Annotated in this window: 16 protein-coding genes; 1 reads left to right on the top strand and 15 read right to left on the bottom strand. The window is 35.4% G+C overall.

Features of this window, described 5'->3' with window-relative positions:
- From IW18_RS23400 to IW18_RS04435, 12 genes are all read right to left on the bottom strand, one after another.
- A partial coding sequence (locus tag IW18_RS23400; protein WP_052480082.1) for a beta strand repeat-containing protein occupies nt 1-4553 on the bottom strand: 4553 nt, incomplete at its 3' end.
- Between the two features lie 715 nt (nt 4554-5268).
- Entirely contained in the window at nt 5269-6195 is a 927-nt protein-coding gene (gene queG / locus IW18_RS04385; protein ID WP_041516366.1) for a tRNA epoxyqueuosine(34) reductase QueG, read from the bottom strand.
- Complete coding sequence (locus tag IW18_RS04390; RefSeq protein WP_041516367.1) at nt 6192-7538, bottom strand: cytochrome P450; 1347 nt, start codon at nt 7536-7538, stop codon at nt 6192-6194. The genes queG and IW18_RS04390 overlap by 4 nt, the downstream gene beginning before the upstream one ends.
- Nucleotides 7539-7549: 11 nt before the next feature.
- A complete protein-coding gene (ruvB, locus tag IW18_RS04395) occupies nt 7550-8572 on the bottom strand; it encodes a Holliday junction branch migration DNA helicase RuvB (RefSeq protein ID WP_041516368.1) in 1023 nt (340 codons plus the stop codon).
- Between the two features lie 176 nt (nt 8573-8748).
- Entirely contained in the window at nt 8749-10551 is a 1803-nt protein-coding gene (locus IW18_RS04400) for a cytochrome c oxidase subunit I (RefSeq protein WP_041516369.1), read from the bottom strand.
- Between the two features lie 31 nt (nt 10552-10582).
- Nucleotides 10583-11767 carry a cytochrome c oxidase subunit II gene (locus tag IW18_RS04405; protein ID WP_041516370.1) on the bottom strand — a complete coding sequence of 395 codons (1185 nt, stop codon included), beginning with the start codon at nt 11765-11767 and terminating at the stop codon, nt 10583-10585.
- 19 nt (nt 11768-11786) lie between these two features.
- Nucleotides 11787-13181, bottom strand: a complete 1395-nt coding sequence (locus tag IW18_RS04410; protein WP_041516371.1) for a cation-translocating P-type ATPase — start codon at nt 13179-13181, stop codon at nt 11787-11789.
- Nucleotides 13182-13208: 27 nt separating this feature from the next.
- Nucleotides 13209-13754 (bottom strand): c-type cytochrome, encoded by a 546-nt coding sequence (locus IW18_RS04415; protein WP_041516372.1) that lies wholly within the window; start codon nt 13752-13754, stop codon nt 13209-13211.
- A gap of 8 nt (nt 13755-13762) precedes the next feature.
- Nucleotides 13763-14287 (bottom strand): DUF3341 domain-containing protein, encoded by a 525-nt coding sequence (locus tag IW18_RS04420; protein WP_041516373.1) that lies wholly within the window; start codon nt 14285-14287, stop codon nt 13763-13765.
- Nucleotides 14280-15680, bottom strand: a complete 1401-nt coding sequence (nrfD, locus tag IW18_RS04425; protein WP_041516374.1) for an NrfD/PsrC family molybdoenzyme membrane anchor subunit — start codon at nt 15678-15680, stop codon at nt 14280-14282. Before nrfD ends, IW18_RS04420 begins: the two co-directional genes overlap by 8 nt.
- A 34-nt stretch (nt 15681-15714) precedes the next feature.
- A complete protein-coding gene (locus IW18_RS04430) occupies nt 15715-18780 on the bottom strand; it encodes a TAT-variant-translocated molybdopterin oxidoreductase (protein ID WP_041516375.1) in 3066 nt (1021 codons plus the stop codon).
- Nucleotides 18781-18812: 32 nt separating this feature from the next.
- Complete coding sequence (locus IW18_RS04435; protein ID WP_041516376.1) at nt 18813-20144, bottom strand: c-type cytochrome; 1332 nt, start codon at nt 20142-20144, stop codon at nt 18813-18815.
- Nucleotides 20145-20363: 219 nt separating this feature from the next.
- On the opposite strand from IW18_RS04435, the gene IW18_RS04440 reads away from it, so the two are divergent.
- Nucleotides 20364-20753, top strand: a complete 390-nt coding sequence (locus IW18_RS04440) for an SPOR domain-containing protein (protein ID WP_041516377.1) — start codon at nt 20364-20366, stop codon at nt 20751-20753.
- 69 nt (nt 20754-20822) lie between these two features.
- Here the strand turns inward: IW18_RS04440 and IW18_RS04445 are convergent, their stop codons facing one another.
- Genes IW18_RS04445 through nusA form a run of 3 tightly spaced genes read right to left on the bottom strand, consistent with a single transcriptional unit; the run spans nt 20823 to nt 26214 of the window.
- Nucleotides 20823-21962 carry a hypothetical protein gene (locus IW18_RS04445; RefSeq protein ID WP_123902502.1) on the bottom strand — a complete coding sequence of 380 codons (1140 nt, stop codon included), beginning with the start codon at nt 21960-21962 and terminating at the stop codon, nt 20823-20825.
- A gap of 28 nt (nt 21963-21990) precedes the next feature.
- A complete protein-coding gene (gene infB / locus IW18_RS04450) occupies nt 21991-24918 on the bottom strand; it encodes a translation initiation factor IF-2 (protein WP_041516379.1) in 2928 nt (975 codons plus the stop codon).
- A gap of 48 nt (nt 24919-24966) precedes the next feature.
- Nucleotides 24967-26214 (bottom strand): transcription termination factor NusA, encoded by a 1248-nt coding sequence (nusA, locus tag IW18_RS04455; RefSeq protein ID WP_041516381.1) that lies wholly within the window; start codon nt 26212-26214, stop codon nt 24967-24969.
- Nucleotides 26215-26220 lie beyond the last annotated feature (6 nt).

A 26220-nucleotide genomic window follows, 5' to 3' on the forward strand; every position in this document is an offset into this window, starting at 1 on the left:
AGGCTTACTATGTTTCCTCCTGTGGCAGCATCATACCAAACAATGCTTGAACCTGATGGTACGGTAGCGCTAGCTGTTAGAGTTTGTGATGAACCTGTCTCACATACTGTTACATTAGCCGGAGCTGTTGGTGCTGATGGTGCGCCATTGATGGTTAAAACAACAGCGGTTCTTGTTAAACTTGAACAAGTTCCGTTTGAAGTCTGACCGTATAGTGTTCTTGTAGCAGCAACTGTACTTACTAAAGTTGCAGGGCTTACTATGCTTCCTCCTGTGGCAGCATCATACCAAACAATGCTTGAACCTGATGGTACGGTAGCGCTAGCTGTTAGAGTTTGTGATGAACCTGTCTCACATACTGTTACATTAGCCGGAGCTGTTGGTGCTGATGGTGTCGCAGGTTGTGCATTGAATACAACATTACCTGATGCAGGAGAAATACACCCAACAGCATTTGTTACCGTAAAGTTATATGTAGTTCCTGCCGTTAATCCTGAAATTGTCGTAGAAGCAGTACTTCCTGTAATATTTCCTGGGTTGATGGTCCAATTTCCTGATGGTAAACCATTCAAAACAACACTTCCAGTAGCAACTGTACAGGTTGGATGTGTTAGGGTTCCAACTGTTGGTGCTGTTGGGATTGCGCTTATACTAATAACAGCACTTCCTGTCATTGTTGCCGTACAAGATGTTCCTGTATTAGTAGCAATCACAGTATAAGTTCCTGCCGTTGTTTTTGTTCCAAAACTGATCGCATTACCCGTTCCAGTAACAGCGTTTCCATTATTAGATCCTCCTAATCGTAATTGATAACTTACTCCAATTTCTGAATTGTCTAATCCAACTACAAGTCCTGTTCCTCCTGCACAATATGTTCCACTGCCCGTAACCGTATATGCTATTGGAAGCGGATTTACAACAGCTGCAACTGCAATTCTAGATCCTGTGGTACAGCCATTATTAGTAGCATCTACATAGTAAGTTGTAGTTGCAGAAACGTTTGGTTCATAAATTGTTCCTGTCGTTAACGGAGTACCTCCTGTAACATTACTATACCAGCTAATTGTTCCTGCCGATGCCGAAGCAGATAAAGACACTGTTCCCGCACCACATCGAGATCCTGAAGTTGTGTTAGTAATTGTTGGCGTCGTATTTACTGTCGCTGTAACTTTAGTTCTAGTTGCAGACTTACATCCATTAGCAACTGCCTCTACATAATAATCTGTAGTTGCAGATAAATTTGGTGTAGTATAACTTGTTCCGGTAGCTACTAACGTTCCACCTGTCGCTGCAGTATACCAATTGATTGTTCCTGCTGAGGCTGTTGCTCCCAAAATTACCGATCCTGAATCACATATTGATTTAGGATCCACGGATGTTATAGTAGGCTGTGCATTAATAACATAATTAGTCGCTGTTCTACAGCCTGTGTTATTAGAACATTCCGCATAAAAAATAGTTGATATAGGTGTTGTTCTATTTGCTACACCTGAATTTAGTACTCCTACAGGATCAAAAGAATTACCTGAACCTATTGATGTACCTCCAGATGGCAATGTATACCAATTTATAGTTCCATTTATTGTATAAGCTACAGTAATTTGAATATAGTCAACTGATGCTGTTCTACTACTATTATTATTATTGTAACTTGACAAAACAACACCAAAATTCGCAGCATTAATATCAGCAGCTGTCCATGTCGATCCCCATAGATCAGCTTCTCCTCCATAAGAATTTGTACTAAAACTAGTAGTCCAATTAGTACCTGTAACAGCTTTATTTAAAGTCTGAACTATCCCTCCTTTAACTAGACTCACTCTGTTATCACGAATACCAGTATTATTAACTGATCTTCTATTGATTATTACCGTAATCCCATTTATCGTAGCATTTGAAGGAATTGCAAAGCCATAATTAGTCCCTCTAAGATACTGACTCGTACTTCCTGAACTTAAACTTACAGTTGCATAGTTATTATCTTCGGCAGTAATATTTCCTGAACTTGACCATCCCGTTCCTGAACCAGGATTTATATTATTTCCTGTTCCTGCATTTGTTTCTCCGGTAGTATCAGATATTGAGCATGCTGACGTAGCCTTTAATGTATCCGTCCCACTTGGACACATTGACACTCCCGTAGTTGTTGGCGCATTAGTAACTGTATTGATTACTAAACTCGTACTAGGAAATGAAGTACAACCTTGTGCATTGGTTGTAGTTACCTGATAAGTTCCAGGTACCAAGGTAGAAAAAACTCCTGTCTGATTTTTAACTGGTCCACTTACCGGATTTATACCTGTCAAAGTAAAACTCACATTTGGACCATTAGCTGGACTGCTTACAGTTATGGTTCCTGTTGGAGTAGTACAACTTGTCTGTATTGTTACACTAGCAGTTGGAGCTGCTGGTAAGGCCAAAATCGTAATATCATCTACTTTTATTGGATTATCACCTTTAAAATTCACCCCCGGAACAACTGCTTGGTTTGCTCCTTCATAATTTTTAAATACTGTACCATATCCATTTGTAGCTGCAGTTATTTTTCTAGTTGCATCTAGACTTCGAGTTGGATCTAAGTACTGAGCTTGTGCATTAGAACTATAAGTTCCTCCAGCAATTGCACCTGCTACTTTTCCAACCAAGATTATGGTAACTATTCCGTTTTGTGCAATATTAAAATTTCCAATTAAAGGATTATTAGCTGTACCTGTACTGGACAAAGCCCCAGAAGGACCAGAAGCCTCCGTTGAATAGGAGGCTGTTGCAGCATCAAATTCAATATTTGTTGGAAAAGTGAAATCTAATAAAACTCCAGCCGCATTTCCTGCTCCTGTATTTTTTATTTGAATCTCATATGTAACTTTCTCACCAATCGAACCACATACTTCACTTGTTGTTAATGCCTTTACTGTTGTCTCCAAAACAGGAAAACAACTTGCATTTACTTGCAAATTAGTAGGTATATCAGAAGAAATAAATGATTTTACAGATCCAGCTTCACCTGGTTGTGCACCATGACTTTCTCCACTAGCACTACCATTATCTGTTCCACCAGGGGCACCAGCAGTAACAAAAGGATTTATCGTTACTCCTGTTCCTGGAACATTATATCTAATAATTCCACCACCACCACCTCCACCTGGTCCATGTGAATTTCCTAAGTCATTAAGTGTGTTACCTCCCCTTCCTCCATTCGCCTCAATAGTAACATTTGTAGCTATAGTATTATTATTCGAAATATTTAAAAAAACGCTTCCTCCAGCTCCACCACCACCAGCTCCATCTGGAGATCCTGCGTAAGAACCTGGGGCACCAGCGCCCCCATTTGCTTTAATTGTTCCAGATCCTTGAATATTACCTGCATTAATAAGGATTATAGCTCCACCAACTCCTCCTTTAACACCATTTATAGCGTTATTGGCATCACCAGCTCCACCGCCACCTCCCATAATTAATCGAGTCAGTTCTGGTTCTGCTGTATTAAAAGAAGTAAATCCTGGTCTTCCTCCACCTGTCAAAGGCGGTTTAGCTGAGAGAAGATCGCCGCCGCCGCCTTGCCATCCTGCACCACCTAAACCTCCATATCCTCCATTTCCTCCACCGCCACCGCCGGAGTTATGATCATTTCCTCCACCACCTGCGTTTGCAGGAGCTCCTCTACCTGACGATCCTCCCGGTAATCCTTCATTTGCTGCTCCATTATCAACTTGATTAAAACCATCCCACATGTATCTTGGTGTTCCCGCAATACCTTCTCCTTTTCCTGAAATTGCAGTATTATTTGAGGCACCTACATAAGTTTTAGAATCATTTGCATTAGTTGCTGCTACTGGGCTGTAGCCCCCCCTAAATCCTCTTGCTGACCCATCAATTGTATTGCCGTTAAAATTAAAAGTCCCAGAAACATTAAAAGCAATTACCCCTCCTGCAACACCATTAAAAGGCGGAGTTGTAATAGTAGAATTTAACGTTAGATTAGAATATTGCGGTACTCTAACGATTTGAAATGTTCTCTGTCCTCTGGTTGGCGTTGCTTTTGCATTAAAAAAACTATTTCGAACACCGCCAGTAGGACCTGTTCCTTTAAAAGTCAGATTTCCTCCTGCCAGTGGAACATTATTTGTAGCAATAACGTACTCAAAAATCCCCGTATTATTAATATTTAGAAGCCCAGTACCCCCTAAACCGTCTTTACCACTATTTGTTGTTCCAGATCCATATGCTTGATTGTTACTGTAATCAATTGTTGCATCTTGCATCTGGATAATCAAAATCAGATCTCCAACTGAAATAGGAGTAGTCCCAAAATTGTTCAGTTTACTATCTGTTCCTGGAGATGCCGCCAATAAAATTGCCTGGGCCCCAGCATTTAAATTAGTATCACCACTAACTGGGAAATAAGTGTTTATAGAACCTGTTATCGCTATAGGGCCATCACCTCCGGGTGTTCCACAAACTTGTGCAAATGAAGAGATAGAAGTTACTGTGAGCAATAAAACAAGTGAGATTAGCTTAAATGAATTAAACTTTCTAAAAGTAAAGTTACGCATAGACAATTGTGGTATTAGGAATAGAAGTATTGAAAGCCGAAGAACCAAATGTGGTTTTCAGCATATAAGATAAATACGATAAAATGAAGGGAATAGTTTTTGAAAATCTTAAAAAAATGACCCGCCGATTCTCATAACAATAAAGTAGTTTTCGCACCATAAATAGCATACATTCAAGACATAAAAATGTCTTATAGGTTAAAATTGTAGTTTTGGAGTCGCGAAAATATACAAAGAGCTGTATACTAACTACATTCGTCGATAAACTACCAAGATTAACGTTGAAGTGCATATTTTGCCGACAAAAAAACACTTTTGCTGACAAAAAACATGACTATTTGATAAACAAACAGTAGAAAGCAATCGAAATATTATTGATATATTCTAATATTTAAGAATAAAGCGACAAAAACGCAATAAATTAAAACAATAGAAGTTTTAAAACACCTTCTTAAACAACAATCAAAAGATTAAAAATCAAACAATTACAATTATTCAAAACAAATAAAAATGATTTATTAAACTAATTAATTTTCGTAATAATTTTTTGCAAGTAGAGCACAAATAGAAGTATTCATTGGAAGGATTATTTTTTATATATTTCCGTTTAAAGAACAATTTCAGAAAATATAGAAAATGAAAGTATAAAATCGCAGATCAAAAACAAATACAAAAAAATTTACTAAAAAGTAATAAGGAAAACTTAATCTCTAAATTATTCCAAAAAAGTTATATTACGTTTTAAACCATCGAACTTGGTTCTTTTAATAGGGGAATTTTTAAAGACCGCACGAAAAGTTTCTTCTGTAATTTCTATCCAATCTTTTTTACTAAAGGAAAGTAAATCCGGATTGGGATTAAATAACGGTTCTGAATGTGGTTTTGAGAATCTATTCCAAGGACAAACATCCTGGCAAGTATCACAACCAAACATCCATTCATCAAATTTTCCTTTCATTTCTTGAGGAATATTCTCTTTGAGTTCAATTGTATAGTAAGAAATACATTTGCTTCCGTCAACGACATGAGGCGCTACAATTGCTTGTGTCGGGCAAGCATCAATACATGCTGTACAAGAACCACAATGATCTGTAGTCGCATGATCATATTCTAATTCGAGATCAAGTATTAGCTCAGCAATAAAATAAAAAGAACCTACCTTTTGAGTTAGCAGATTACCACTTTTACCAATCCAGCCCAAACCGCTTTTTGCTGCCCAGGCGCGATCTAAAACTGGCGCCGAATCAACAAAAGCGCGACCGGAAACATCGCCTATATTTTCCTGAATAGAATGTAAAAATTCCTTTAGTTTTTCTTTGATTACAAAATGATAATCCTGGCCATAAGCATATTTAGAAATTTTAAAACTGTCCTGACTTTGGGTTTCTTCAGGATAATAATTTAATAAAAGCGACACCACACTTTTAGCATCATCTACCAACAAAGTGGGATCTAAACGTTTGTCAAAATAATTCTCCATATACGCCATTTGGCCATGATGGTTGTTATTGAGCCATTTTTCAAGACGTGGTGCTTCCTCTTCCAGAAATCCAGCTTTAGATATTCCGCAAGAAAGAAAACCGAGGCGTTTTGCTTCTGATTTTATAAATTCCGAATATGTTTCTTTTGCATTAATGCTCATCTTTTCGAAAATGACACTTCTACACCAACCGGTTTTAATGTAATTAAAGGATTAAACTGAACTGCATCAGTGCCGGATTTAATCTCATATTTTTTTACAATTTGAGCAATGGTCAAACACATTTCATAAATAGCAAATCCAGTTCCTATGCACATTCTTGGCCCCGCACCAAACGGGTAAAAATATTGCATAGACTGTTTTTTCTGCTCGCCTAAGAATCGTTCCGGAACAAATTCACCCGGATTTTGCCAATATTTAGGATTTCTATGTAATTCGTAGAAAGAAACCCCGATAAGAGTTTCCTTTTTTATATGAAAACCAGCAAGCGTATCATCTGTAACATTTTGTCTGTCTGTAATCCATGCTGGCGGATACAAACGCATAGATTCACTTAATACTGCATTAGTAAAAGTCATTTTTTGAAGCTGTTCCACAATATTCTCAGTTTGAGATTCTATCTCTAAAATCTCATCCAAAACTCTTTGTTGTACATCGGGATTTCTTCCTAAAAGATGTAAAGTAAAAGTCAAAGCATTTGCCGTAGTTTCATGTCCTGCGATAAAGAGCACTTTGATTTCATCTACTAATTGTTTAACGGACATACCCTCTCCCGTATCTTCATATCGGGTTTCCAAAAGCATATTGAGCAAGTCATTAATTTCTTCTTTCGAAGTCATTCTTTGTTCAATAATTTCCTGAATAATACTATTATTTTCTTCAGCAAGTTCTAGATGTTTCTTTACTTGTCCGCTTAAAGAGAACCACCATGCTTTATGTGGAAGTCTAATTTCTTTGATTAAGAAATTCTGAACTTCTTCAATAATAAATTTAATTCGGTTTAGTTTTTCGTCAGAAATTGAAAGTTGAAACAATGACTTCGCAACGACATTAAACGCTAACTGGCTCATTACAGGAAAAACATCAATAGATTCTCCCTCTGCTAGATTATCTAATTCTGAAGTAATAGTCAAATTCATATTTTCGACCAACTGATTCATCTTTTGTTTATGAAATGCAGGTTGAATTAATCTTCTTTGTTTTAACCAAAAGTCACCATCAACTGTCAAAAGCCCTTTTCCTAAATACTTAGAAAGGTATACGGATTGAAATTTAGATTTATGATAATTCTTTTGATTCTTTTGTAAAATATATTGAGCAATTTCATTATCTCTTGATAAGATTATATGTTTAGAAACTCCAATTTTAAGAGAAAAAGAGTCTCCAAATTGCTCAAAATATCTTTTATGAAAAGGAATCGGGTTTCTACGCACTCCTTCTGCATCCAGAAAGAATCGCAATATCGAAAGCCTGTTTGGGTAATTATATTTTCTATTTTCAGACATTTTGATTACAATTAAAACAATCCGCCCTGAATATTAGTATTTAGTTTGCCTAAGTGCTTATATGCTTTATCCGTTACTTCACGTCCGCGTGGCGTACGCATAATAAAACCTTCCTGAATTAAAAATGGTTCATAAACTTCTTCGATCGTTTCGCTACTTTCAGAAACTGCAGTTGCCAAAGTTGAAAGTCCAACAGGCCCTCCTTTAAATTTATTAATGATGGTCAACAAGATTTTATTATCCATTTCATCCAATCCATGCGCATCAACATTAAGGGCTCTTAACGCATAACGTGCAATTTCAAGATCGATGGTTCCGTTACCTTTTATCTGCGCAAAATCTCGCACTCTTCGTAATAATGCATTGGCTATACGAGGAGTTCCACGACTTCTACCGGCTATTTCGATAGCAGCATCTAATGAAATTGGCATTTTAAGAATTGACGAACTTCTTTCGACAATAGTTGTTAAAAGTTCAGTAGTATAATATTGTAAACGTGACGAAATTCCGAAACGGGCACGCATTGGCGCTGTCAGTAATCCGGAACGAGTTGTTGCCCCAATTAAAGTAAAAGGATTTAAATTAATTTGTACCGTTCTGGCATTTGGTCCAGACTCGATCATAATATCAATTTTAAAATCTTCCATTGCCGAGTACAAATACTCTTCGACAATTGGGCTTAAACGATGAATTTCGTCAATGAATAAAACATCTCTTTCATCGAGATTAGTCAAAAGACCCGCTAAATCTCCAGGTTTGTCTAAAACAGGTCCTGAAGTAATTTTGATACCCACTTCTAGTTCATTCGCCAAGATATTAGCCAAAGTAGTTTTACCTAATCCGGGAGGTCCGTGAAAAAGTGTATGATCAAGTGCTTCACCACGTTGATTGGCTGCAGCAACAAAAACTTTTAAATTCTCTAAAACTTGATCTTGTCCGGCAAAATCATCAAATGACAGCGGACGCAATCTTTTTTCAAGATCTAATTCTTCTGGATTGTACCCATTTGTTGTGGGATCTAGGTTTTCATTCATTTTACAAAGATAGACAAAGTAATCAGTTTGTAAAATAGATAAATTTTAAATAAAAGGAAACCAAATTTTCAATTTTTTAAAATTACAAATTACAATACGAGGTTAAACTTAACTGGAATTTGGAATTTATAAAAACAAAAAAGACCATCTTTTCAGATGGTCTTTTTTAAATATTTTTAGTGGTGTAAAACTTCTTCACCTTCTTTCATTGGTACATTTTGAGGAACAAAATCTACATCGTGATTTGGGTTACTGTAGTCATAAGGCCAACGGTACACATGAGGAATTTCTCCTGGCCAGTTACCGTGAATATGTTCTACTGGAGTAGTCCACTCTAATGTTGTAGATTTCCATGGATTCTGAGTCGCTTTCTTACCGTAGAAAATACTACTAAAGAAGTTGTACAAGAATACTAATTGGAACGCACCTCCTACAAGAGCAAATGTTGTAATTAAAACATTCACATTTTGTAAATCATCAAATAATGGGAAGTTTGTATTTGTATAATAACGTCTTGGTAAACCAGCTAATCCAATAAAGTGCATTGGGAAGAAAACTCCGTAAGCACAAACTGCTGTTACCCAAAAGTGAATATAACCTAAGTTTTTATTCAACATTCTTCCGTACATTTTAGGGAACCAGTGGTAAATACCAGCAAACATTCCGTAAAGTGCAGAGATACCCATTACTAAGTGAAAGTGAGCAATTACAAAGTAAGTATCGTGAACGTTAATATCTAAAGTACTATCTCCTAAAATAATTCCCGTTAAACCTCCAGTGATGAAAGTAGAAACCATTCCGATAGAGAATAACATTGCAGGGTTAAATTGTAGGTTACCTTTCCATAAAGTTGTAATCCAGTTAAACGCTTTTACAGCAGACGGAATTGCAATCAACAAAGTAGTAAAGGTAAATACAGATCCTAAGAAAGGATTCATTCCTGAAATAAACATGTGGTGACCCCAAACAATTGTAGATAAAAATGCAATTGCAAGAACTGACATAATCATCGCTCTGTATCCGAAAATTGGTTTACGAGAGTTCGTAGCCATAATTTCAGAAACAAGTCCCATTGCTGGCAAGATTACAATATATACCTCAGGGTGTCCTAAGAACCAGAATAAGTGTTCGAACAATACTGGAGAACCTCCTTGGTAATGTAAAACCTCTCCTGCAATATAAATATCAGATAAGAAAAATGAAGTACCAAAACTTCTATCAAAAATTAATAATAAAGCAGCTGATAACAATACTGGGAATGAAATAACACCAATAATAGCTGTTACGAAAAATGTCCAGATTGTAAGTGGAAGCCTAGTCATAGACATTCCTTTAGTTCTTAAATTGATAACAGTTACGATATAATTTAAAGATCCCATTAAAGAAGATGCAATAAATATTGCCATAGAAACTAACCATAAAGTCATACCTGTTCCAGAACCTGGAATCGCTTGCGGTAAAGCACTTAATGGAGGATAAATTGTCCAACCTGCAGAAGCTGGTCCAGCTTCAACAAATAAAGAAGACAACATAATCACAGCAGACAAGAAAAATAACCAGTATGAAATCATGTTCATGAATCCAGAAGCCATATCTCTTGCTCCAATTTGAAGCGGAATAAGTAAGTTACTAAAGGTCCCACTTAAACCAGCCGTTAGTACAAAGAATACCATGATGGTACCGTGAATTGTAACTAAGGCCAAATAAATATCATTAGCCATTACACCATCTGGTGCAAATTTATCTCCTAATAAAACATTAAAGATTTTGAAAGACTCTTCTGGCCATGCTAATTGCATTCTGAAAAGCAAAGACATTGCAATACCAATAATTCCCATGATAATACCGGTAATTAAGTATTGCTTAGCAATCATTTTGTGATCAATACTAAAAATATATTTAGTAATGAACGTGTCTTTATGATGATGTTCGTGCTCGTGATCGTGTCCGTGATCGTGACCGTGCGCTTCTGCTGACATATATGTGTACTTTAAATTTTCTTAATAAATATTATTTCATAGCAACTTTAGCTACAACAGCTTTAACAGTATCAATTACCGCTTTAACAGTATCTTTAGCAGTACTGTCTGTAGTAGTTTTTGCTCCTTCAGCTGGTGCTTTAGCAGCTGCTGCCGCTTTAATATCCTGAGCTAAAGTAGTTTTTTCGCTTAACCATTTTTTATAATCTTCTGGAGTATCAACAACAACTTTCATTTGCATGTTGTAGTGAGAAGCTCCACAGATTTTATTACATAATAATAAATAATCAAATGTATAAGGATCTAAAGCTGTACCACCTTTAGCAACCAACTCAACGCTTTTCTCAGCTCTAAGTTTGTTGATGTTAGCAATTTTCTCCACCATAAATGGTAACTCTCTGTATTCAGAAGTTGTATAAGTTGGAATAAAAGCAAACTCAGTAACCATTCCTGGAACACAGTTCATTTGCGCTCTAAAGTGAGGCATGTAAGCTGAGTGCAATACGTCTTGAGAACGCATTTTAAAATGTACTTTTTTACCTTTTGGAATATGCAACTCAGAAACTACAATATCATCCTGAGCATTAGGATCAGACATATCAACTCCTAAAGTATTTACACCTTCGATTAAACGTACATTAGCTTTTCCTAAAACATTATCTTGTCCAGCATATCTAGCTGTCCATTTAAATTGTTGTGCATATAATTCAATTTCGATTACATCTTCATCTTTATCCACAAACATAATGTTGTTCCAAGCATACAATCCATAAAGAATCAAACAAGCCAAAACTACAGATGGAATAATACTCCAAATTGCCTCTAATTTATTACTATCAGCAAAGAATAACGCTTTTTTATCTTTATGACCTCTATTTTTAAAAGAGAACCAGTATAATAAACCTTGTGTAATAAACTGAACAACAAAAATTAAAACCCAAGTAATGTTCATCAAATTATCTACTAAAAGTCCGTGCTCTGAAGCAGGAGTATGAAGTGCTAAACCACCCCATTTTAGTAAACCGTAAATCGTAAATATATATATGAATGCCAAGAAGCCAAACATAATATACCCTTGAATATTATTATCATTATCTGATGCAACTTGAGAATCGTCCGAAGAAGATCCCACTTGAGTAAGATCAAATATCTTGGTCAATTGCCACAATGCAACTGCTAATAAAACTAAAACTATAATTACCAACAAACTTGTCATCTGTTTACTTCTTTAAATATTAATAATGAAAATGTTTACTTTCTTCAATGAAAGGATTTCTTTTTGCTAACAGAGGAGCTTTTGTTAATGCAGTGAATACAACAAAAATAAACAACCCTAAGAAGAAAAGAATAGATGCAATTTCAGAAACTCCAATAAACCATTTATCTCCAACTGTACCAGGCATAATCATATTAAAGAAATCAACATAGTGACCTAGTAAGATAACAACACCGGCCATTACAATAACCCAGCTTAGACGTTTAAAGTCTGTATTGATTAATATTAATAATGGGAAAACAAAGTTCATAACTACAGCTCCAAAGAAAGGTAAGTTATATAATTGAATTCTTGTTACAAAATAAGTTACCTCTTCTGGAATGTTAGCATACCAAATCAACATAAATTGAGAGAACCATAAGTAAGTCCAGAAAATACTAATACCGAACATAAATTTAGCTAAATCATGAATATGACTTGTATTTACATACTCTAAGTATCCTTTAGATTTTAAATATACAGTAACTAATGCTATAGTAGTAATACCGCTTACAAAGAAAGAAGCAAAAACATACCATCCGAATAATGTACTAAACCAGTGCGGATCAAATGACATAATCCAATCCCAAGACATAATAGACTCAGACACAATAAAAAACACTAAAAATCCAGCAGATATTTTAAAGTTCTTTTTGTAATGTAAATCATCGTTAGCTTCGTCTTGTGCCAAACAGTTTTTTCTAGTATAGAAATTATATACGTTCCAACCAATTAAAAATATTGCAGCTCTAACAATCCAAAATGGAAAGTTTAAGTATCCAGCTTTACCAGCAATAATTGCATCATAATTTGGGCTTTTTGGATCAGTAACTCCGTCACCTAACCATACAAAAATATGATTAAAATGTAATCCACAAAGAACCAAAATGATGAAGAAAATTACAGAACCCCAAGGCAAATAAGCCGTGATTCCCTGCATAACTCTAAATAAAACAGGAGACCATCCTGCCTGAGCCACATATTGAATAGCATAAAATGCTAAAACTCCCATAGAAAGCAGTAAAAAGAAAATACATGCAACATACAAAGCAGACCAAGGTTTGTTTTGTAATTGGTGTAAAACGTGTTCTAAATGCTTTTCATGCTCATCAGCAGCACTAACTTTTGCATGCTCACCGCCTTTGTGTGACTCATGTGAAGCTTCAACAGCTTCATGATGTCCAGCTTCTTCATGTGATGCCTCTGCTGCTACTTCATGCGCAGCACCATGAGATCCATGTTCATCTGAAGCTAGAATTTTCTCAACTTCTTGAATATCTTTAGGAGCAGTTAAAAAACCATATCCAATTCCTAATATACCAACGGCCATTAGGATGAAAGAAAAAGTTTTTAATTTACTTGAAAATGTATACATATCTATTACGATCAGTTTGTTCAACAATTATAATTGGCTTCTTAGTTTTAGAACATAGTCAGCAACTAACCAACGTTCGTGGGCACTTAATTGATTTGCATGTGAACCCATTGCATTTAAACCATAAGTTTCAACGTGAAAGATACTTCCTTCAGTGATTTCTCTGTCTTTATAGCTAGGTACTCCAAGAAATTTTTCTCTTTCAACCAATTTACCTTTACCGTTTCCAGTTGCACCATGACAACTGATACAGTAAATTTCGAAAAGTTCTTTTCCTTTACCAGAATTTCTTTCAATAGAATCTAAAGGAGATTTTAAATTAGCTTTAGCCAATTCATAACCTGCAGTTGAATTCTCATATTCATAAGGTTCAAAACCTCTATTAATACTTCCTTCTGCAGGAAGCTGTCCTTCTTTTCCACCTTTAAATATTTTCGCCTCTGAATATGGCTCATATGCCAAAGACTCATACATATTAGGAAAATACTGATAGTTTGGTGCCGAATTATTGTGGCAAGATGAAACTAAAATAGTTATACCAACTAAAAGTGTTATTTTATATATCCTTTTCATAGCTACAATTAATTCTTTTCAATTACTTTAACTTCCACAGCACCTGTTCCTTCGAAAAAAGAAACCAATTCTGCTTCATTATCATTTACAGCAACTTCCATTAAAAAATGGTCATCTGTTGTTCTTACATCAGGATTTTCAGCTTCTTTAAATGGCCATAATCTACTTCTCATATAAAAAGTAATAACCATTAAGTGAGCAGCAAAAAATACTGTCATCTCAAACATAATAGGCACAAATGCAGGCATATTTTGAATGAAACTAAAACTTGGTTTTCCACCAATATCTTGTGGCCAATCATGAATCATGATATAACTCATCATGGTTGTAGCAACAGAAATACCAACACATCCATATAAAAATGCACAAATTGCTAATCTTGTTGGTGCTAAACCCATAGCTTTATCCAATCCGTGAACTGGGAATGGAGTAAAAACTTCTTCAATATGATGATGAGCAGCTCTGGTTTTCTTTACTGCATCCATCAAAATATCATCGTCATTATAAATGGCGTATATTACTTTATTACTCATGATGTGAATCTTTATTTGCTCTTTCTCTAATGTAATTATCTCCTGTTCCTTTCAAAATTGTTTTAACCTCTGCCTGAGCAATTACAGGGAATGTTCTTGAGTATAATAAAAACAATACGAAGAAGAAACCAATTGTTCCGATGAAAATTCCAATATCAACAAATGTTGGTGAAAACATTGTCCAAGAAGATGGAAGGTAATCTCTATGTAAAGAAGTAACAATAATTACGAATCTTTCAAACCACATTCCGATGTTTACAACAATCGAAATAATAAATGAAAACATGATACTTGTTCTTAATTTTTTAAACCACATAAATTGTGGAGAGAAAACGTTACAAGTCATCATTGACCAATATGCCCACCAGTAAGGTCCAGTAGCTCTATTTAAGAATGCATATTGCTCATACTCTACTCCTGAATACCAAGCTACGAATAACTCAGTGATATATGCCACTCCAACGATAGAACCTGTAATCATAATTACAATGTTCATTAACTCTATATGTTGTAGTGTGATATACGCTTCAAGGTTAGAAACTTTTCTCATAACGATCAACAAGGTATTTACCATTGCAAATCCTGAGAATACCGCTCCAGCAACGAAGTATGGAGGGAAGATTGTTGTATGCCATCCAGGAATTACAGAAGTAGCAAAGTCCATCGATACAATCGTGTGTACAGAAAGTACAAGAGGAGTAGCTAAACCAGCTAATACTAATGATACTTCTTCAAAACGCTGCCAATCTTTTGCTCTACCGCTCCATCCAAAACTTAGGATAGAATAAACTCTCTTAGTAAAAGGAGTAACCGCTCTATCACGTAGCATAGCGAAATCAGGTAATAAACCAGTCCACCAGAAAACTAATGATACTGAAAGATAAGTTGAAATCGCGAACACGTCCCATAGCAATGGTGAGTTAAAGTTTACCCATAAAGATCCAAATTGATTTGGAATAGGTAAAACCCAGTATGCTAACCATGGACGCCCCATGTGAATAATTGGAAATAAACCTGCTTGAACTACTGAGAAAATAGTCATTGCTTCCGCAGAACGGTTAATAGCCATTCTCCAACGTTGACGGAAAAGTAATAATACCGCAGAAATTAATGTTCCAGCGTGACCAATACCAACCCACCAAACGAAGTTCGTGATATCCCAAGCCCAACCAACTGTTTTATTTAATCCCCATGTTCCGATACCGGTAGATACGGTGTAAATTATACAACCTAACCCCCAAAGGAAGGCTATTAATGCGATTGAAAATACAATCCACCAATGTTTGTTTGCAGGACCTTCAACAGGTGCAGCTACATCTACAGTTACATCGTGATAAGATTTATCACCTATAACTAAAGGTTTTCTAATGGGTGCTTCGTAGTGAGACGACATAATCCTTTATATGTTTCTTAATTAATAATTTATTCTAAGTATTTCTAACTTTAACGTGGTAAACCACATTAGGTTTTGTTCCTACATGCTCTAATAAGTGGTATGATCTATCATCAGCAGCTAATTTAGCAACTTTACTTTCAGCATCATTAACATCACCAAATATCATTGCTCCAGAAGAACAAGCATTTGAACAAGCTGTCTGGAATTCACCATCAGCAACCGGACGACCTTCATTTTTAGCTTTAAGCTTAGTCGCCTGTGTCATTTGAATACACATAGAACATTTTTCCATAACTCCACGAGAACGAACGTTTACGTCTGGGTTTAATACCATACGACCTAAATCATCATTCATGTGGTAATCGAATTCACTGTTTTTGTTGTACAAGAACCAGTTAAAACGACGCACTTTATACGGACAGTTGTTTGCACAGTAACGCGTACCAACACATCTGTTGTATGCCATGTGGTTTTGACCTTCACGACCGTGAGATGTTGCAGCAACAGGACAAACAGTTTCACATGGTGCGTGATTACAGTGTTGACACATTACCGGTTGGAAAGAAACTTGAGGATTATCTCCTGGTTTTTCCATTTCGTTAAATGTAGACAATGAGCTAGATAAACCAGCTATATTTTCTTTTCTTTCATTATCTCCTTCAAAAGTACTCTCAGAAGAATAATATCTATCAATACGCAACCAGTGCATATCACGACTTCTTCTTACCTCTGCTTTACCTACAACAGGAACGTTGTTTTCAGCGTGACAAGCAATAACACATGCTCCACAACCAGTACAAGCGTTTAAGTCAATAGAAAGGTTAAAGTGATGTCCTGTAGAACGATCAAATGATTCCCATAAATCGACAGTTGTAGCTTTTACTTCTTCGTGATCTAAAGATACCATTGGTTGTTCGTTCCAATGTTCTGGATCTTCAGAATTAAAAGTATGAAGAGAAGTTTCTTTAATAATATCTCCTCTACCCATTAATGTTTTCTGTCCTTGAACACAAGCGAACTCGTGAACACCATTTGCTTTCGCGATAGTAACAGATTGAACACTATTGAAGTTTTTATATAAAGTGTAAGCATTTAAACCTACAACCATTTCTTCTTTCAAAGCAGCCTTACGACCATAACCTAATGCCAAACCAACCGTTCCAACAGCTTGTCCTGGTTGAACAATTACTGGTACGTTTTCTAGTTTTAAACCATCAGCAGTTGTAATTGTAGCATAACTTCCGTTTAAACCTCCGTTTGCAACAATTTCATTTGTTAAGTTATATTTTTTAGCATCAGCATTCGAAACCGTAACGTAGTTATCCCAAGAAACTCTTGTAATTGGATCTGGAAATTCTTGCAACCAAGGATTGTTTGCTTGTTGTCCGTCACCTAAACCTGTCTTAGTATACAATACTAATTCAAACTCTCCACTTGATTTTGATTTAGCAACAGCGTTTGCAGCAGCACTATAATCAGCAGATCCAGCAGATAGAGCAGATGAACCAATTACAAAGACACCATCATGTAAAACTTTATTCCAAGAAGAGCCTGCGATTACTGAAGCTGAATTAGCTTTAATGTAATCATAGAAATTCCCAGGAGTTCCATTTAAGGACAATAAAACATCTTGAAATTGTTTTGTATTAAAGATAGGACGAATAGTTGGCTGAGTTAAACTATAAGTTCCTTTGGTAATCACAACATCTCCCCAAGCCTCTAAATAATGAGGAGCCGGAGCAGCAATTGTAGTTACAGATGCAGTCTCATCCTCTTTTAAAGAGAAAGAAACTGATGTTTTTACCTTTTTCAATCCAGATACAAAAGAAGCAGAATCTGCTAATGTGTAAACTGGATTAATTCCACTCATTATTAAAGTATGAACACTTCCAGCGTTCATATCTTTTACCAATTGAGATACAACCGCGTTAGATCCTTTTCTAATTTGTCTTGTACCTGCAGTACTAAAAGCTTCACTCGCCAATACTTGATTGATCGCTAAAACTAATAATTGAGCATTTTTATCTTCAAGTCCTGAAACTAATACTCCTTTAGCACCAGCAAGTTTTAACTGTTGAGCAGCTTTCACTACTTCTGGTTTAAACTTAGCATCTAAAGAATTAGAAACAGAAGACCCAGTAATTATATTATAAATCTCTACTAAAGCTTGATTTTGATTTGCAGTATTCATAGGAATACGCTTGTCAGCCGCAGCTCCAGACAAAGTCATATTTGATTCTAGCTGAAAATGACGAGACATTTTTTTAGCTCCAGTAGGTCCCGCAGGAATTCTACCTTGCGCATAACCTGCATCATATCCTCCACCTTGCCAGTCTCCTAAGAAATCAGCACCAACAGAAACGATTAATGCGGCTTTTGAAAAATCATAATCAACTAAAGCTCTTTCTCCATAAACAGTTTCAAAAGCATCTAAAGCCTCAGATGAAGAAACTGCATCATAAACAACATGCTTAGCATTTGGATTTTTAGCAATAAATTCGCTAATTAATTTTTCAGTAGATGGACTTGCCAAAGTATTAGTCAACAATACTACTTGTCCACCTTTTGCTTTTGCATCAGCAATACTTGACTTAAGTTTCAAATCAACAGCAGACCAGCTACTATTTTTTCCATCCAACTTAGGCTCTTTCAAACGCATGCTATCATATAAAGATAAGATAGATGCATGAATTCTTGCATTGGCTGAAAACTTAGCTCCAGAAATAGTATTGTTATCAATTTTAATTGGACGCCCCTCACGAGTTTTTACCAATAAGTTAGCAAAATCAAAACCATCAAAAACAGTAGTTGCATAATAATCTGCAACACCAGGAATGATCTGTTCTGGTTGTAAAACGTAAGGTATAGACTTGTGAACAGGACCTTCGCAAGCAGCAAGTGTAACAGCTGCTGTACTAAACCCTACGTACTTTAAAAAGTCACGACGTGAAGTTCCAGATGTCGCTAAAGCATCTGCATTCCCTAAGAATTCTTCTGTAGGAATCTCTTCAACAAATTCGTTATTTCTAAGCGCCTCAACAATAGAACTATTTTCTAGTTCTTCAACACTTTTCCAGTATTTTTTGTTTGATGACATTGTATATAAATATTAAAATCTTAATAATTCGATTAATAGTGGCATTTACCGCATTCTAAACCTCCCATTTGCGCTGCAGTCAATTTTTCTACACCGTATTTTTTAGAAAGTTCAGCATGAATTTTATCATAATATGCATTTCCTTCCATCTTAACATCAGTTTTTCTATGGCAATCAACACACCATCCCATTGTTAATTTAGAATATTGCTTCATGATTTCAAACTCCTGTACTGGACCGTGACAAGTCTGACATTCAACTCCTGCAACATTAACGTGCTGTGAGTGATTGAAATATACAAAATCAGGAAGATTATGAATACGAACCCATTTAACTGGTTGCGTTTTTCCGGTATAAGCTTGTTTTGCTTTATCCCAACCAACAGCATCATATAGCTTTTGAATTTGAGCATCATAAAACGCTTTACTGTACTCAGGAGTAGCTGTAGTCTCAGCAACTTCAGAAATATTTTTATGACAGTTCATACAAACATTTAAAGAAGGAATACCAGCAGTTTTACTCACACGAGCCGCAGAGTGACAATATTTACAATTGATCTCATTATCACCAGCGTGAATTTTATGAGAATAGTGAATTGGCTGAATTGGCTCATAATTTTGATCAACACCTACTTGCATTAAGTAACCATATACAAAATAACCACTTGCCAAAAGCAAAAATATAGAAGTAACTAATACTAAAAATTGATTTCTAGCGAAAGCTTTCCAAATTGGAGTTCTAGCTTCTCTAGGAGTTACTTCAATACCATTATTACTAGCAACTTTAGTTAATACTTTGTTCACCATGAACAACATTACCACTAAAATAGCCATTACAAGAGCAAGAGCTCCTAAAATAATATTATTTGAAATTCCACCACCTTCAACGTTTGTTCCAGGAGGCGCAGCAGAACCAGGAGCACCAGCTGCAGGCTCAGCTTTTACTTCAGAAGTATAAGCGATAATATTATCAATATCACCTGTAGACAATTGAGGAAAAGAAGTCATTACTGACTTATTATTTTCTTCAAAAAGCTTAACTGCAACAGCATCGCCTGATTTAATCATTTCAGAGCTGTTGTGCACCCACTTGTAAATCCAAGCCATTTCGTGCTTAGCAGCAACTCCCCTTAAAGCAGGACCTGTTGACTTGGCATCTAATTTGTGACATGCAGCGCAATTTGCATTAAAAAGTTCTTTCCCTTTTACTGGATCACCTCCTGCAGTTGCAGCCGGAGCAGCAGCTTCAGGCGCCGCAGGAGCAGCAGCATCTTGAGCAAATGAAGTTAGGGAGAAAATAAGCGTTAGCGATAAGCTAAGCAGCAATTTTCTTGAGATCGAATTATGGTTACCCACCTTTTTCATATAGTATAATAATTATCTACTAATTTTTGGTATGATTTTTTCTGTAGTAAATCAACGAAAAACTAATACCTTCTTTTAAAACTTGCACAAAAATACGACTTATGAACTATTCTCAAAACCTTAAAATACTCTTAAATATCAATTTATATCAATTCTAAATAATATTAAAATTTTCGATACAAACTTTAAATACTATTTTTGCATAAAAACCATCACATTATGAGAATTTTAACCCACTCAAACAGAGTTTTCTTAACATTAACAATGTTCACTTTAGCATATAACATTCATGCGCAAGACCAAAATTTAACACTCAATCAAGATCCTAAATTTGAGCAATTATTGAATGATAAGCGTAAAATTAACACATCAATAAGTACAAATGATACTTATAAAATTCAAATTTTCAGTGGCAAAAGCGAGGAAGCAAAAAAAACGCTAGCAGATTTCAAAAGAGAATATAACAATATTGACGGAACTATAATTTTCAACACTCCCAACTACAAAGTGATTGTTGGTAATTTTAAAACCAGAATAGAAGCAGAACGCAATCTTGCTGAAATTAAAAACAGATATAAGAGTGTTTTTCTATTAAAACCTAGTAAATAAAATACAATAAAAAAAAGCGAGATATTAATCTCGCTTTTTTTTGAACACAAAAATATGTTTCCAATTAATTTAAAGATTAAAATGCTTTTTATAAAAAGCTATTTTATCATTACTTGTCCTTTTAGTTTTACGATAATCCTTATACAACTCTTTATTACCGGACAACAAGTTAACCATGTACTTCTCTGTCAAAAAAACAGGAACACCATTTAATTTATTAAGTAACAAAGGCACCTCGGCTTCATAAGCCTCAGGAAACAACAGAAGTCCAACTATACCACCACCATACATCGCTTTTAAAGCAGAAAAATCAACAGAATTAACCTTGACTGAATCAATACAATAATAATCTCCCAACAACTCAGTTTTCGCATATAATCTAAAAGTTGAAAATCGAAACAAATTAATATAAAAATTCAGCCCATCACTAAAACCATAGAAACCATTCTCTAATCTACCCGTTTTATTATTCAATAAACACTTCATTCCATTATAATTTGTTATCGAAAAATTATCCAAATCTAAGGTTTCTCCAGTAAATAAATCAGCATAATTAATATAAACACCTTCTTTAATACTTGAAGGAGACTCAAACAAATTTCCATCTCCAATACTAAATCCTACATTCAATCTGTCACCTTTTTTCAATTCTTTATAAGATTCAAAACTAGTACTTAAAGCCTCAATAATTCTTTCCGAATGCTTACTTGTCACATCAAGCCCACTACTTTCAATAGTTGCAGAAAAGTTTCCTACAATAAAATCCTTCCCTCCATTCTTTTCAATAACATCAAAAACTACCGTCGCATAACCAGTCTCTTTATTAGAACGAGTAATTTCAGAAATATATAATTCATCTACCCTAATATCAATTCCTTTTTTCCCCTCTCTTTTAGGGTAACAAATCGATAAAAAACTTTGCAACTCCTCTACAAAAGGCTTCTTAAAATCAGTCAAAACTTTTGTATTAAAAAGACTCTTTTGTGCAGTGCCTATATTATCTTTTATTTGCCTTCCGTCATAAATTTTATTGATATAAAAATCACTTTTAATCTCTACGTTAGTCACATTTTCGAGAGAAATAAGAAATTTTGAATCCTTTTGCGCGTAGGAAGCGCAAGCAAATAATAAAGTAAAAAGTAAAAATTTCATACGATAGAGGGAATAAATTAAACCTAAAAATAAACAAAAAAAAGTCCCAATTTTCATTGGGACTTTAAAATATAATTATTGAATTTTATTTCAACTTCTTTTTAATTGCAACTTCATGGTATGCCTCAATAACATCTCTTTCTTCGATATCATTGTAACCTTTAATTTGAATACCACAATCATAACCTTTAGAAACTTCTTTAACATCATCTTTGAAACGTTTCAATGCCACAAGCTCTCCTGTATGTACCACTACACCATCTCTAATAACTCTAATTTTAGAAGTTCTCATGATTTTACCATCCATCACCATACAACCAGCAATTGATCCAACTTTAGAAATTTTGAAAATCTCGCGAATTTCAGCAGTTCCTAAAATTTCCTCTTTCATCTCAGGAGCTAACATTCCTTCCATTGCATCTTTCAAGTCATCGATAGCTGCGTAGATAATTGAGTAGTAACGAATATCTATTTCCTCTTTATCAGCAAGTTGTCTCGCATTTCCAGCAGGACGAACGTTAAATCCGATAATAATTGCATCAGAAGCAGAAGCCAACATAACGTCAGTTTCAGTAATTGCTCCAACACCTTTATGAATAATATTAATTTGAACCTCTTCAGTAGAAAGTTTAGAGAACGAATCTGATAATGCTTCAACAGATCCATCAACATCTCCTTTAAGGATTACGTTTAATTCTTTAAACTGACCAAGTGCAATACGACGACCAATTTCATCAAGTGTAATATGACGTTGTGTACGTACAGATTGTTCACGCATTAATTGAGAACGCTTAGATGCAATTTGTTTTGCTTCTTTTTCATCTTCGAATACATTGAACTTATCACCTGCAGTAGCCGCACCATCTAAACCTAATACAGATACTGGAGTTGACGGCCCTGCTTCAAGAACAGTATGCCCTCTTTCATCATGCATAGCTTTAATCTTACCATGATGCTTACCAGCCAACATATAATCTCCAATTTTTAACGTTCCTTGTTGAACTAAAATTGTAGAAACATATCCTTTTCCTTTATCTAAGAAAGCTTCAACTACAGTTCCCTGAGCTGCTTTATTTGGATTCGCTTTTAAGTCTAAAATTTCCGCTTCTAATAAAACTTTCTCTAATAATTCTTTTACTCCTGTTCCAACTTTTGCAGAAATATCATGTGACTGAATTTTTCCACCCCAATCTTCAACAAGTAAATTCATACTAGCCAAACGCTCTTTGATTTTTTCAACATTAGCATTTGGTTTATCGATTTTATTGATTGCAAATATAATTGGTACTCCCGCAGCTTGTGCGTGAGATATTGCTTCTTTTGTTTGTGGCATGATGTCATCATCCGCCGCAACAACGATAATAGCGATATCAGTAACTTGAGCTCCACGTGCACGCATCGCGGTAAACGCCTCGTGACCAGGTGTATCTAAGAATGCGATTTTTTGACCATTATCTAAAGTTACTCCGTAAGCTCCAATATGCTGTGTAATACCTCCAGACTCACCAGCGATAACATTTTCTTTACGAATATAATCCAGTAAAGATGTTTTACCGTGATCGACGTGACCCATTACAGTAACGATCGGTGCTCTAACTACTAAATCTTCTTCTTTATCTTCGACTACCTCAATAGCATCTTCAATATCAACTGTAATAAACTCAACTTCATAACCAAATTCATCAGCTACAATAGTTAACGTTTCTGCATCTAAACGTTGGTTCATGGTAACCATGATACCAAGAGACATACAAGTTCCAATTACTTTAGTAATCGGCACATCCATCATAATTGCAATTTCACCTACAGTAACAAATTCAGTAACCTTAATAGTTTTACTTCCTTCGTCGATTGCTCTTTGCTCTTCATCAGATTTCTGACGGTGCGTATCTCTTTTATCTCTTCTGTATTTAGCCGCTTTAGATTTCCCTCCTTTACCTTGAAGTTTTTCAAGAGTTTCTCTAATTTGGTTTTTTACTTCCTCTTCAGTAGGCTCCACTTTAGCAACAATAGCAGGACGGTTTCCTTTTACAAAACCAGGTCTTGCACTTCTATTTGCATTGAAACCACCTCCACCAGTATTTGGTGTGATTTTATTAGGATTAGGTGTTCCAGGCGCATGAGTTGCCGGTTTTGGCGCACCTGGAGTTCCTGGCTTAGGAGCAATTCTCTTACGCTTATTTTTATTTGCGTTATTTGCAGCCCCTGGAGCTCCCGGTTTATTTGGCGTTATCTTTGGATCTTCTTTCTTTTTCTTAGGTTTATTAAATTGAGATAAATCAATTATTTGTCCCGTAAGTGTAGTTCCAGATAATTTTTGATATTGTGTAGTTATAGCCTCCTCTGCAGTCGCAGGATCAGTTGAAACAACTGGCTCTTGTGCAACTTTTGCAGCCTTAACTTCTGTTTTCGCTTCAGCCTTAACTTCTGTCTTCACTTCAGCCTTAACTTCTGTTTTCACTTCTTTTTTCTCTGTAATAATAGGTTTTTCAACCTTTTTCTCTTCAGAAATAACAGGAACCACTGGTTCAGTCTGCACTATTTCTTTTTGAGCAGGTTTTTCTGGTTGAGACGGAGTAACAACTACTTTAGGTTCTACAGCTTTAGCTGGTTCCTCAGAAGGAGTAGAAACAACTGCTGGTTTCTTTGGATTTAAATCAATTTTACCTACTTGAACAGGTCCAGTTACAACAGCTCTCGCTTTTATAATTTCCTGCTGTTTTTGGCGCTCTTCGTCTTGTCTGCGTTTGTCTTCAATTTCTTTCTCACGTTCAACACGTAATGCTTCTTTTTCTTTTCTCTTTTCCTCTCCTACCTCTTTAGAAGCTTCCTTATTCCCCTTATCGCCCGCAAATTGGCTTTGTAGGATATTAAATTCGCTATCAGAAATTTTCGCATTTGGATTTGCATCAATAGCAATTCCCTTATCTTTTAGATAATCAACAGCTCTTTCTAACGAAATATTTAATTCCCTTAAAACCTTGTTTATTCTTATTACTCTCTCTTCAGACATATAACCTTTTTATTATTACCTTTTTCGTTGTGTTGTTAGAGCAGATAACTAGCTATCAAACTCTTCTTTTAGTATTTTCATAACATCAAGAATCGTTTCCTCTTCTAAATCTGTTCTTCTTACTAAATCTTCTACTTCTTGCTTTAAGATACTTCTAGCTGTATCTAAACCAATTTTTGCAAATTCTTCGATAACCCAGCCTTCAATTTCATCTGAAAACTCAGTTAATTCAACGTCATCATCTTCGCCACTAGCAACATCACCTTCTCTGATAACATCTAACTCGTAACCCGTTAACTGACCCGCTAATTTAATATTATGACCACCTCTACCAATTGCTTTAGAAACTTCTTCTAATTTCAAGAAAACTTCAGCTCTTTTGTTTTCTTCATCAATTTTGATAGAAGAAACTTTAGCAGGGCTTAATGCTCTTGTAATAAACAATTGAATATTGCTTGTATAATTGATTACATCGATATTTTCGTTTCCTAATTCACGAACAATTCCGTGAATACGAGATCCTTTCATACCTACGCAAGCTCCAACAGGATCGATTCTATCATCATAAGAGTCTACCGCTACTTTTGCTTTTTCACCAGGGATACGCACTACATTTTTAACCGTAATCAATCCGTCGAAAACTTCAGGAATTTCTTGTTCAAATAATTTTTCTAAAAACTTCTCAGAAGTTCTAGACATAATAATCTGAGGTTTATTTCCTTTTAATTCAACGCTTTCAATAATTCCACGAACATTATCTCCTTTACGGAAAAAGTCAGACGGAATTTGTTTTTCTTTCGGAAGTACAATTTCGTTTCCTTCGTCATCAACTAAGATAACTACTCTAGGACGCACGTGATGCACTTCGGCAGTATAAATATCACCAATAATATCTTTAAATTGCTTGTAAAGATTTGTATTATCGTGTTCGTGAATTTTAGATATTAAGTTTTGACGTAAAGCCAAAATAGCTCTTCTTCCAAGATCAATCAATTTAACTTCTTCAGAAACCTCTTCACCGATTTCAAAATCCGCCTCAATCATTCTTGCCTCAGTCAAAGTAATCTCCTCATTTTCAAAATCAAGATCTTCGTCAGCAACAATTACTCTTCTTCTCCATATCTCCATATCTCCTTTATCAGGATTTATAATGATATCGAAATTATCATCAGAACCGTATTTTTTCTTTAATGCATTTCTAAACACGTCCTCTAAAATTGCCATAAGCGTTACACGATCAATAAGTTTATTATCTTTAAACTCTGAGAATGAATCGATTAATGCTAAATTTTCCATGCGAAT

Origin of the sequence: Flavobacterium hibernum, assembly GCF_000832125.1 — a bacterium.
Classification (GTDB): Bacteria; Bacteroidota; Bacteroidia; order Flavobacteriales; family Flavobacteriaceae; genus Flavobacterium; species Flavobacterium hibernum.